Source organism: Streptomyces sp. T39 (assembly GCF_008042045.1).
Taxonomy (GTDB): Bacteria; Actinomycetota; Actinomycetes; order Streptomycetales; family Streptomycetaceae; genus Streptomyces.
The window spans coordinates 1-680 of record NZ_RDBP01000125.1 but is presented as its reverse complement, the minus strand read 5'-3'; the positions used below and the strand labels follow the sequence as shown (position 1 = coordinate 680).

Here is a 680-nt window from a genome sequence, read left to right as displayed (position 1 = left end):
GACCACATGGGCGCCGTCGCGGACGAGGACCTCGGCGACGGCCGCTCCGATGCCGCGGGCGGCTCCGGTGACCTGCGCCAGCCGGCCGGTCGGCACTCGGCGGCCCCCTCCCGCTCGACGGCCACGAGACGGTGACGGAGGCGGAGCGGCCCGCGGCCGTCGTCCTCGACGCGACCGGCGTCGCCGGCGTCGCGGACCTCGCCGAGGTGCACGCCGCGCTGCACCCCCTGGTGCGGTCCGTCGCCCCCGGCGGCCGGATCGTCGTCGTGGGCACCCGGCCCTCGGGCGACGACCACCACCAGGCCGCGGCCCAGCAGGCGCTCGAAGGCTTCGTGCGCTCGCTGGCGAAGGAGACGGGCGGCGGCCGCACCGCCAACCTGGTCCGCCTCACCTCGCCCGATCCGGCGTCGGCCGCCTCCACCCTGCGCTTCCTGCTCTCCCCCAAGTCGGCCTACGTGAGCGGCCAGGTCGTCGAACTCACCGACGCCGCACCGGCCGACGCCGACCCCGACCGCCCCCTGGCCGGCCGGACGGCGCTGGTCACCGGAGCCGCCCGCGGCATCGGAGCGGCCGTCGCCGAGGTCCTCGTCCGCGACGGCGCCCATGTGGTCTGCCTCGACGTCCCGCAGGCCCGGGCCGACCTGGTGCGCACGGCCGACGCGCTGAACGGCACCGCCCGC

1 protein-coding gene is annotated in these 680 nt (G+C 78.5%); it reads left to right on the top strand.

Annotated elements, in window-relative coordinates:
• Nucleotides 1–131: 131 nt before the first annotated feature.
• On the top strand, nucleotides 132–680 hold a 549-nt coding region (locus EAO77_RS35770; protein ID WP_147992476.1), incomplete at its 3' end, for an SDR family NAD(P)-dependent oxidoreductase.